Below are 9,514 nucleotides of genomic sequence, written 5' to 3'. Positions count from 1 at the left end.
TGAATCTCCTACGGCTCAATTCGACGGTCAAGGCCGGAATAAAGAACAAGCGCCTGCTCGCCTCCGCTTCCGATGAGTTCCGGGCGGAGGTGCTCGGGTTTATGACGTAACGGTGCGATTGCCCTGGCTACCACCCCTTCCTCAATCGTTACCAATGGGGAATCAATCCGGTGACACTGTTCAACCCTGACGACGGTTCCATCACGTCGCAATTAATGCCGCCGATTCTGATTGCTAACCCCTTGTGGCCGATTCTGACTTCCCATCCACAGTACTCCTGCTCCGTGGGCGTCACCGCCATGCGGGACGGCTTCATTGTCCAGTGCGCCGGCTTCCCCGAAGCGGGGGTTTACCAATGGCAGCCAACCCAGAATGACTTGGTTACCGCCCTGGTGCAGGGCGAAGAAGCGAATCAGCACGGACAAATCTCGCCGGACGGCTGCCGCTTTGCCTTTGTGTCCTGGAAACCCCGGCGGATCAGCAGGACCAGCGATATTCCCGAGCGTGACAAGACGCTCAAAGTGATGAACCTTTGTGGTGAAACCCGGCAATGAGCGATGCACCATCCGTCACCACCAAACCGCTGAGCAGTACATCTCGTGTAGCCAAGCTGGCGCTGGTGGCCTCCGATGCCGGGGGTGTAGTCGAGCTCCTCGGTCATCGACGCGGGGTCGGCCTTCACTGTCTCCTCGAACAGCTGCGCCTGCTCGACCGGTAGGCGCTCGGTCTTGACCCCGAAACGCCAGCGCTTGTGCAGCGATAGCTCGTGGGTGAGTTGATCGATCTTGGTCTGGCACCAGATGAGTTCCCGGGCGAATCCGCATTTGCGCGTGGCGGCGCCCGTTTTTATAAGTCCTTTATCCGCCTTCTTCCCCTTTTTCGAATTTTTTGATGGCCTCTTCCCTAGCATGAAGAGGCCAAATAGTTCGATCCGAAAGGGGAATTCATGGATCTCGTTTATCTCGCCATCACCGCCGTTTTCCTGGCACTGGTGATCGGTCTCGCGGTCGGATGCGACCGTCTGGGAGGCCGGAAATGAGCTGGCCTTATGTTGTCGGCGCCATCTCGGCCGCCGTGCTGCTCGTCTATCTGCTGGCCGCGCTTTTCAAACCGGAGGACTTTTCATGACCTCCCATGCCTGGCTTCTTCTGGGGACTTTTCTGGCCGTGCTGTTGCTGTCGGCCAAACCTCTCGGTCACTACATTGCCTTTGTGATGGAAGGGCGATTCCGCCTTGGGCGACCGCTTGAGAACAGCCTGTATCGCCTGAGTGGCGTGAAGGCGGAAGAGGAAATGAGCGGGCTGCGCTATGCGCTGGCCCTGCTCCTGTTCAATGCCCTGGGCGTTGTGGCGGTCTACGCCCTGCAGCGTTTTCAGGCCGCGCTGCCCTTCAATCCGCAGCAGATGGGGGCCGTCACGCCGGATTCGGCCTTCAATACGGCCATCAGTTTCGTGACCAATACCAACTGGCAAGGCTATGCGGGCGAGTCGACCCTGGGCTACCTGGTCCAGATGCTTGGCCTGACGGTACAGAACTTCCTTTCCGCGGCGACGGGCATCGTCGTGGTGATTGCGTTGATCCGCGGCATTGCCCGTCACAGCGCCGCCACTCTAGGCAACGCCTGGGTAGATCTGACCCGGGCCACCTTGTACCTGCTGTTGCCGCTTGCTGTTTTGGTGGCTGTAGTGCTGGTCAGCCAGGGGGTTATTCAGAACTTCGATGCCTATCGCGACGTGACTACGGTGGAAATCACCGCTTACGACGCGCCACGCCTCGACGCGGAGGGGCAAGCCCTGAAGGACGACCAGGGCTTGCCCCTCACCACGGCCGCCGAAACCCGCACCCAGACGCTTGCCATGGGGCCGGTGGCGTCCCAGGAAGCCATCAAGATGCTCGGCACCAACGGTGGCGGTTTCTTCAATGCCAATTCGGCCCACCCCTTCGAGAACCCTACGCCGCTCACCAACTTCATCCAGATGCTGGCGATTTTCCTCATCCCGGCGGCCCTGTGCGTCTCCTTCGGGCGGATGGTGGGTGACGAGCGCCAGGGCTGGGCCGTGCTCACTGCCATGACCCTGATGTTTGTGTTCATGGCCTGGGCGGCAATGCGCTTCGAGCAGCAGGGCAATCCGCTTCTGGCTACGCTGGGCGTGGACCAGGGCGCCAGTGCGTTTCAGCCGGGCGGCAACATGGAGGGCAAGGAGGCCCGCTTCGGCATCGCCGGCTCGGCTCTCTTCGCAACAGTCACCACGGCGGCCTCCTGCGGTGCGGTCAATGCCATGCATGACTCATTTACCCCGCTGGGCGGCTTGGTGCCCCTGGCCAACATGCAGCTTGGCGAAGTGGTGTTCGGCGGCGTCGGTACGGGCCTCTACGGCATGTTGGTGTTCGCCATCCTGGCGGTCTTCATTGCCGGCCTGATGATCGGCCGCACGCCGGAATACCTGGGCAAGAAGATCGAGGCCCACGAGATGAAGATGAGTGCCATGGCCATTCTCGTCACCCCCCTGCTGGTGCTGCTGGGCACGGCCATCGCGGTGATGACCGAAGCAGGCCGCGCCGGCATCGCCAATCCGGGTGCCCATGGTTTCTCCGAGATTCTCTACGCCCTCACCTCGGCGGCCAACAACAACGGCAGTGCCTTTGCCGGCCTGTCGGCCAATACCCCCTTCTATAACGTGCTGCTGGGTGCGGCCATGTGGTTCGGGCGCTTCGGCGTGATCGTGCCGGCGCTGGCCCTGGGGCCGGTGATCGAGCACCTGGTGCTGTGGATGGGGGCCTGAGGAGAACGACATGACCAAGAAGACCTTTACGCTGTTTGATCCCGCCCTGGTCGTACTGGCGCTGCGCGACGCCTTCCGCAAGCTCAGCCCAGCGGTGCAGTGGCGCAACCCCGTGATGTTCGTGGTGTACGTGGGCAGCATTCTGACCACCCTGCTGGCTGTCCAGGCGTTGGGGGGCGAAGGTGAAGCGCCGGCCGGCTTCGTTGTCGCCATCGCCGTGTGGCTGTGGTTCACGGTGCTCTTTGCCAATTTTGCGGAAGCGCTGGCCGAGGGCCGCAGCAAGGCCCAGGCCGCGTCGCTGCGCGGGCTCAAGAAGGAGACCTGGGCCAAGAAGCTGCAGGCTCCCCACTACGGTGCCCCGTGGCAGCTGGTGCAGGGCGGCGATCTGCGCAAGGGTGACCTTGTGGTGGTCGAGGCGGGCGACATCGGGCAATCGGTGATCCCGGCCGACGGCGAAGTCATCGAGGGCGTGGCCTCAGTGGACGAGTCGGCCATCACCGGAGAATCCGCCCCGGTGATCCGGGAGTCGGGTGGCGACTTCTCGGCAGTGACGGGCGGCACCCGGGTGCTGTCGGACTGGATCGTCGTGCGTGTCACCGCCAACCCCGGCGAAACCTTCGTGGATCGCATGATCGCCATGGTGGAGAACGCCAAGCGCCAGAAGACACCCAACGAGATCGCCCTGACCATCCTGCTGGTGGCCCTGACCATCGTTTTCCTGGGCGTCACCGTGACGCTGCTGCCCTTCTCCCTGTTCAGCGTGGAGGTATCCGGGGCCGGAAAGCCGGTGGGTATCACGGTGCTGGTGGCCTTGCTGGTATGCCTGATCCCCACCACCATCGCGGGCCTGCTGTCGGCCATTGGCGTGGCCGGCATGAGCCGCATGATGCAGGCCAACGTGATCGCCACCTCCGGCCGGGCCGTGGAGGCGGCGGGCGACGTGGATGTGTTGCTGATGGACAAGACCGGCACGATCACCCTCGGCAACCGCCAGGCTTCGGCTTTTCTGCCGGCGGATGGCATCAGTGAGGCGGACCTGGCGGATGCGGCTCAGCTGGCCTCCCTCGCCGATGAAACACCCGAAGGCCGCAGCATCGTTGTGCTCGCCAAGCAGAAGTACAGGTTGCGCGAGCGCGACATCCAGGCCCTGGATGCTCATTTCGTGCATTTCTCTGCCCAGACGCGCATGAGTGGTGTCGACCTGGGCGACAAGCAGATCCGCAAGGGAGCCGCCGACGCGATCCGTCGCCATGTTGAAAGCCTCGGGGGAAGCTTCCCGGCCTCGGTCAGTGCCCGGGTCGACGAGGTGGCACGCCGCGGCAGCACGCCGCTGGTGGTGTCCGAGGGGAGGCGCGTTCTCGGGGTGATCGAGCTCAAGGACATCGTCAAGGGCGGCATCAAGGAGCGCTTTGCCCAACTGCGCCGGATGGGCATCAAGACCGTGATGGTGACGGGCGACAACCGCGTGACGGCCGCCGCCATCGCCGCCGAAGCCGGCGTGGACGACTTTCTGTCGGAGGCCACACCGGAAGCCAAGCTGGCGCTGATCCGCCAGTACCAGGCCGAAGGACGCCTGGTGGCGATGACCGGCGACGGCACCAACGATGCCCCGGCGCTGGCCCAGGCCGATGTGGCGGTGGCCATGAACACCGGCACCCAGGCCGCCAAGGAGGCCGGCAACATGGTGGATCTGGACTCCAACCCCACCAAGCTCATCGAAGTGGTGGAGACTGGCAAGCAGATGCTGATGACGCGGGGCTCGCTGACCACCTTCAGCATTGCCAACGACATCGCCAAGTATTTCGCCATCATTCCGGCGGCCTTCGTCGGCACCTATCCCCAGCTTGCAGCCCTCAATGTGATGGGGCTCAGCAGCCCGGGGTCCGCGATCCTTTCGGCAGTGATCTTCAACGCGCTGATCATCGTGTTCCTGATCCCCCTGGCGCTCAAGGGCGTGCCCTACCGCCCCGTCGGGGCGGCCACGCTGCTGCGCCGCAATCTGGCCATCTATGGCCTTGGCGGAATCCTGGTGCCCTTCGTCGGGATCAAGCTGATCGACCTCATCCTGGCCACCACCGGTATGGCCTGAACCTGGAGACATGAGCATGAAAACCTTCTTGCGTCCCGCCCTCAGCGTGTTCGTGCTGCTGAGCGCCATCACCGGTCTTGCCTATCCCCTGGCCGTCACCGGCATTGCCGGCGCGGTCTTCCCGGAACAGGCAGCCTGATCTTCCAGGATGGCAAGCCCATCGGGTCGAGCCTGATCGGCCAGCACTTCAGCGACCCGACGCACTTCTGGGGGCGCCCTTCGGCCACCGCCCCCCAACCCTACAACGCAACGGCGTCGTCCGGCTCCAACCAGGGCCCTCTCAACCCGGCCCTGGTGGAGGCGGTGAAAGCCCGCGTCGAAGCACTGCGCGCCGCCGACCCGGGCAATTCGGCCCCCGTGCCCGCCGACCTGGTGACTGCCTCTGCCAGCGGCCTCGACCCGCACATCAGCCCGGCCGCTGCCCTGTGGCAGGCGGGACGGGTGGCGAAAGCGCGCGGCTTGCCGGAGGCGCAGCTCAAGGTGCTGATCGATACCCATACCGAGGGTCGCCAATGGGGGCTGCTCGGCGAAGCGCGGGTCAATGTACTGAAGCTCAACCTGGCGCTGGATGCGCTGAAGAACTGAATCGGGAGTCACGCAGAAACATGTCGAACACGATCCAACGCCTTGCCATGCTGGCTCTGGCTGCCACCGCCTTCCATTCACCCGCCCACGCGCAGCAGGACGCGGAGGGTGCGTCATCCCCGTCCTCGCTGACGGCCAATGCAGGGCTCGTCAGCAGCTACCGTTTCCGGGGGCTCGATCAGACTTTTGGCAAGCCGGCCGTGCAGGGGGGATTCGATTACGCCCATGCATCCGGGCTCTACGCCGGCAACTGGAACTCCAATGTGAGCAGCGGCGCGGGCTATCCGGAGGGCAGCCTGGAGATGGACTTCTATGCCGGCTACAAGACCCGCGTGGGCGATGTCGACCTGGATATGGGGGCGCTGTACTACTACTACCCCGGGACGCGCCTGGAGACCGCCTTTGCGGGTGTCAATCGGCGCCACCCGGGCCGGGCGGCCAGTGGGGGCGTCAATAACGGCGAGCTCTATCTCGCGGGGACATGGCGGTTCCTGACCCTGAAGTACTCGCACGCCGTCACGGACTACTTCTCCATGCCGGGCACCCGGGGGACGGGCTACGTGGACCTGTCGGCCACCCACGACTTCGGCAATGGCTACGTGCTCGGCGCACATATCGGGCACCTGCTGCTGCGCGACTTCTCGTACCGCAATGCCGACGGCTCGACCTACGACGGCCGCTACTTGGATTGGCGCATTGGCATCACCAAGGAGGTGTCAGGCTGGATGGTGGGCGCCAGCTACGTGGGCAGCGACGCCCAGGGGCGCTGTGCCAATGGGGAGTTCTACTGTTTCAGCAGCAGCATGGGCAGCGATGGAAGCGGCAGCGGTTCGCGCAGCCGCGATGCGGGCCGGGCGACGATCGTCCTCTCGATCAGTCGAAGCTTCTGAGCGGGGCCGGAGAAAATGGACATGATCTCGATTGCCGACATCCTGTTTCCCGAAGACATTCTGCTCGACCTTAACGTCAGCGGAGCCGCCGCACTCTTCGACGAGGTGGGCCAGGTCATGCAGCGCTGGCACGGGCTGCCCCGCGTGGTGGTCGCCGAGGCGTTGGCGCAGCGGGAAGCCTTTGGCTCCACTGCGCTTGGCCAGGGAGTGGCGATTCCCCATGGCCGTATCAAGGGGCTGCGCCAGACCCACGCGGCTTATGTGAGGCCCAGGCGCCCGATGCCTTTCCAGTCGCCCGATGGCAAACCGGTCTCGGACTTCATCGTGCTGCTGGTTCCCGAGCGGGCGACGGACATTCACCTGGGGATTCTCGCCGGGGTGTCCGGTCTCTTCACCGATCCACGCTTTCGCGAGGCCCTGCATGCCTGCAATGACCCCAACGCAATCAAGGCGCTCTTCCGGTCGTGGCTGGCCGCCGTGGCCTGAAGGGATCATGCAGGCATGAGTATGGCACTTGCGTCCAATGCACTTGGCAGAGAGCAGGCTCGGGTTCTTGCCGAAGCGCTTCCCTACATCTACGCCTATCACGGTAAGACTTTCGTCATCGACTACCAGCGCAGCAGCGCCGGACATCCTCTCGCGTGGAACAGCCTGGGGCGGGATCTGGCCTTGCTCAGCCTCGTCGGGCTCCGTCTGGTTGTCGTCCATCGCGGTAGCGTCCTCAATGCAGAACTGGTCAGCCTGATCAGCCGTCATGGCGGCCGGGCGGCAGGTCTCACCGGTGTGGATGGAGGCTTCTTGAAGCTGCACGCGGCGCCCCGACGTCCTGCTGCTTGAAATACTGACCAGCGAAAGTCGTGGAACCCTGGTACGCCCGGATGGAACTGCAGGAGTGGTCGCCAAGAGCGCGCTATACCTGTCGCCGGATGAATGAGGAGATGAACGTGAGTCCTGTTGAACTGTGTGTTGGCATCCTTGCACGCGAGAACAGCTGTGAGGTGGCCATCCTTGATGCGTCGGGCGTGCCCGAGCCTTTCGGGTTTCCGGCATCCCCGCTGGGGCGGGAGGCCTTGCGCGTCTGTCTGGCCGGCCAGCATCGCCCGGTGCGCCTCGCGGTGTCGGGCAATGCCGCCATGGGTATGGCCTTCGCCGTTGGCCCCGTGGAGAACTGCAACATCTATATCGTGGCCAGGGGCGTGGCCGACCATCCGGTCGCCCTGGTGCGTTACGCGTTGCGGGCCCTGTAAAACATGCCCATCCATGTGTGCCCGGTGTGTGGTGCCCGGCATGAAGTCCCGGTGGTACTCCACCGTCTTGCCTGGGGGTGTGCCCTGACGTGCTCACCCAAGTGCAAGGTGGCACTGGCGGCGCTGGCCCGAAGGCGCACACTGGCGGAAATGGCCGAGTCTGCCGACCGTTGCCGGAAGTCGGCCAGAACGGAAGACTAGCCAGTCGGTGACCTTCAGGTGCGGCGCCAGCAGCGGAGGCCAGGCATTCCGGGCCGCCCGGGGACAAGAAAAAGGGAGACCCATGCTTTCACAACCAGAGCACCTTGTGCGCCATTTCCGGGATGTACTGGTATGGCCGGTTCAGATCCGGCCCGCTTTCTCGGGTGAAAACGTCGCCCGCATTCATCACTTGATGACCGCTGACGGCCAGTGGGCACCCGTTGACGACGAGTTCACCGCCGATCCGGCAGATTTCCAGGAGCGCCACTACAAGGAGTTCGTGGCCTTTTTGCCCTACGTGCAGCGCTTTCTGTATGGCGAAAGCCGTTCTGGCGGCTCGGGCGGAAGGGCTCATCGGGCTGCGCCAATGGCTGTATACCGGCGCACCGACGTGGCTGGCCTGAACGTTACCCTGCGTGCCGGGGATACGCCGATCTACCTGCGGGTAGCGCATGTAGACCTGTACCTGTTCCTCGACATGGATGTGGCCCTTCTCAATGTGGAGGTTGCTGCCGATGATCTGCCCCTCTCCACCGCGTTGGAGCTGCTCTACCGCTTCGGCCGGGCCTACCCTACAGGCTGGGATAGCGACGGACAGGGCGTGCACAACGTGTATCGCTCCGAGTTGCTGGACCGCCAGGGGCAGGTGCTCGCCGCCTCTGACTCCGAAAACCGGGCGCGTTATCTGCATTTCGTATGCAGAAACCGGGCACCTTGTGTCGGCGCCCTGTGGGCCTGGCTGCTGCGGCCGCTGGTACTCGATCAAGAGGAGGAGATCAGCGAACTGCGTTTTCGGCTGATTGAGTACTACCGGATGCCCATGATGGCCTACCTGGCCCTGGATAACCCGCGCCGTCTCAGCCGGGAGGATTTCATCCGCATCGGCTTCGCTGCCAACCTGTCGTCCCGCGATCCGGTGCCATTGCGCGATCCGGCGGTGGTCCGCTTCGAACGACTGCACTGCGAGGATCGCTACTGGACCGATTCGGATGGCGGGCCCAATACCCGCTTCATCTGCACCGGGAATGCACTGCTGCTGGTGGGCGAAGCCGGATCGGATTACTTCCGTGATGCGGACCAAGGCTTCCTGGCCCGCTTCCGGCACCAGTATTTCCTCGTTTTCCTGATCGCCCACTTTCATCGCGCCGCCCTCCTCTCCTTTTCAGACGGGCTGGCCAGTGCGGTGAATGATCTGGATATTCGCGACAGTGAATCGGTACGCCGCTTCAAGCGGCGCATCCGTCAGTCCTTCGAGACCTTTCTGCGCTTCACCCATCGTTACTGGTTTCATGAGGTCTCCGAGCAGGGGCTGGTGCAGGCGTTGTTCCAGCGCACCACACGCCTGCTGCGCAATGACGAGCTGTTCTCCGATGTGAAGGGTCAGGTTCGCGAGATGAGTGCCTACCTGGATAGCGACAGTCAGCGGCGTCAGTCGGCTACCGTGCTGAGACTTACCGTGGTGACCATCTTTGGCCTGATTGCCACCGTGGTGACCGGATACTTCGGGATGAATCTGTTCAACTTCCCGGAGGTGCCGGAGTCGCGCAAGCTGCTGCAGTTCAGTCTGGTGACCGGCGCCGCCCTGGGTCTTGTGCTGTTTGCGGTTGCCCGCTCCAAGCGACTCTCGGACTTCCTGGAGGCCGTGTCCGACGAGCGTCTCGGTCTCCGGGCCAAGTGGACGTCCCTGGCCCGTGTGTTCAGGAAGGCGGAGGAATAGGA

Annotated in this window: 10 protein-coding genes and 2 pseudogenes; 11 read left to right on the top strand and 1 reads right to left on the bottom strand. The window is 63.7% G+C overall.

The genetic code is table 11. The annotated features are described in order from the left end of the window. Positions 1–170 precede the first annotated feature (170 nt). Together PHI64_RS03930 and PHI64_RS03925 are read left to right on the top strand one after the other, a co-directional pair. Positions 171–554 carry a hypothetical protein gene (locus tag PHI64_RS03930; RefSeq protein WP_299878903.1) on the top strand — a complete coding sequence of 128 codons (384 nt, stop codon included), beginning with the start codon at positions 171–173 and terminating at the stop codon, positions 552–554. Beyond that, positions 551–718, top strand: coding sequence for a hypothetical protein (locus PHI64_RS03925; protein WP_299878900.1), 168 nt, complete (start codon positions 551–553; stop codon positions 716–718). The genes PHI64_RS03930 and PHI64_RS03925 overlap by 4 nt, the downstream gene beginning before the upstream one ends. Here the strand turns inward: PHI64_RS03925 and PHI64_RS23550 are convergent. Further along, positions 710–910, bottom strand: a pseudogene (locus tag PHI64_RS23550) (hypothetical protein); the annotation flags it as partial. The gene PHI64_RS03925 and the pseudogene PHI64_RS23550 sit on opposite strands and share 9 nt — an antisense overlap. 125 nt (positions 911–1,035) lie before the next feature. On the opposite strand from PHI64_RS23550, the gene kdpF reads away from it, so the two are divergent. The 9 genes and pseudogenes from kdpF (at position 1,036) to PHI64_RS03880 (ending at position 9,512) form a co-directional block, all read left to right on the top strand. Next, the gene (kdpF, locus tag PHI64_RS03920; protein ID WP_299878897.1) at positions 1,036–1,128 is read left to right on the top strand and encodes a K(+)-transporting ATPase subunit F; all 93 of its coding nucleotides are present in this window, start codon (positions 1,036–1,038) and stop codon (positions 1,126–1,128) included. Beyond that, a complete protein-coding gene (gene kdpA / locus PHI64_RS03915; RefSeq protein WP_299878894.1) occupies positions 1,125–2,783 on the top strand; it encodes a potassium-transporting ATPase subunit KdpA in 1,659 nt (552 codons plus the stop codon). The genes kdpF and kdpA overlap by 4 nt, the downstream gene beginning before the upstream one ends. Positions 2,784–2,793: 10 nt before the next feature. Next, positions 2,794–4,872 (top strand): potassium-transporting ATPase subunit KdpB, encoded by a 2,079-nt coding sequence (gene kdpB, locus PHI64_RS03910; protein ID WP_299878891.1) that lies wholly within the window; start codon positions 2,794–2,796, stop codon positions 4,870–4,872. Positions 4,873–4,882: 10 nt separating this feature from the next. Beyond that, positions 4,883–5,457, top strand: a pseudogene (gene kdpC / locus PHI64_RS03905) (potassium-transporting ATPase subunit KdpC). 20 nt (positions 5,458–5,477) lie between these two features. Further along, positions 5,478–6,347, top strand: coding sequence for a TorF family putative porin (locus PHI64_RS03900; protein ID WP_299878888.1), 870 nt, complete (start codon positions 5,478–5,480; stop codon positions 6,345–6,347). Positions 6,348–6,368: 21 nt separating this feature from the next. After that, positions 6,369–6,833, top strand: a complete 465-nt coding sequence (locus PHI64_RS03895) for a PTS sugar transporter subunit IIA (protein WP_299878885.1) — start codon at positions 6,369–6,371, stop codon at positions 6,831–6,833. A gap of 15 nt (positions 6,834–6,848) precedes the next feature. Beyond that, positions 6,849–7,184: a hypothetical protein gene (locus tag PHI64_RS03890; protein WP_299878882.1), complete on the top strand. Its 336-nt coding sequence runs from the start codon at positions 6,849–6,851 to the stop codon at positions 7,182–7,184. A 107-nt stretch (positions 7,185–7,291) separates the two neighbouring features. Beyond that, positions 7,292–7,594, top strand: coding sequence for a hypothetical protein (locus tag PHI64_RS03885; RefSeq protein ID WP_299878879.1), 303 nt, complete (start codon positions 7,292–7,294; stop codon positions 7,592–7,594). Between the two features lie 283 nt (positions 7,595–7,877). After that, positions 7,878–9,512 carry a CorA family divalent cation transporter gene (locus tag PHI64_RS03880; protein ID WP_299878876.1) on the top strand — a complete coding sequence of 545 codons (1,635 nt, stop codon included), beginning with the start codon at positions 7,878–7,880 and terminating at the stop codon, positions 9,510–9,512. Positions 9,513–9,514: the final 2 nt, after the last annotated feature.

It is taken from the genome of Zoogloea sp., from assembly GCF_028689785.1.
Lineage (GTDB): Bacteria > Pseudomonadota > Gammaproteobacteria > Burkholderiales > Rhodocyclaceae > Zoogloea.
The sequence above is the reverse complement of the archived record's forward strand: the minus strand, read 5'-3'. Positions and strand labels throughout refer to the sequence as shown.

What these genes read in the sequence shown, in the direction of transcription:
- kdpA (WP_299878894.1), top strand. Translation starts at nt 1,125, where the DNA reads ATGACCTCCCATGCCTGGCTTCTTCTGGGGACTTTTCTGGCCGTGCTG.
- PHI64_RS03890 (WP_299878882.1), top strand. Translation starts at nt 6,849, where the DNA reads ATGAGTATGGCACTTGCGTCCAATGCACTTGGCAGAGAGCAGGCTCGG.
- PHI64_RS03880 (WP_299878876.1), top strand. Translation starts at nt 7,878, where the DNA reads ATGCTTTCACAACCAGAGCACCTTGTGCGCCATTTCCGGGATGTACTG.
- PHI64_RS03925 (WP_299878900.1), top strand. Translation starts at nt 551, where the DNA reads ATGAGCGATGCACCATCCGTCACCACCAAACCGCTGAGCAGTACATCT.
- kdpF (WP_299878897.1), top strand. Translation starts at nt 1,036, where the DNA reads ATGAGCTGGCCTTATGTTGTCGGCGCCATCTCGGCCGCCGTGCTGCTC.
- PHI64_RS03900 (WP_299878888.1), top strand. Translation starts at nt 5,478, where the DNA reads ATGTCGAACACGATCCAACGCCTTGCCATGCTGGCTCTGGCTGCCACC.
- PHI64_RS03895 (WP_299878885.1), top strand. Translation starts at nt 6,369, where the DNA reads ATGATCTCGATTGCCGACATCCTGTTTCCCGAAGACATTCTGCTCGAC.
- kdpB (WP_299878891.1), top strand. Translation starts at nt 2,794, where the DNA reads ATGACCAAGAAGACCTTTACGCTGTTTGATCCCGCCCTGGTCGTACTG.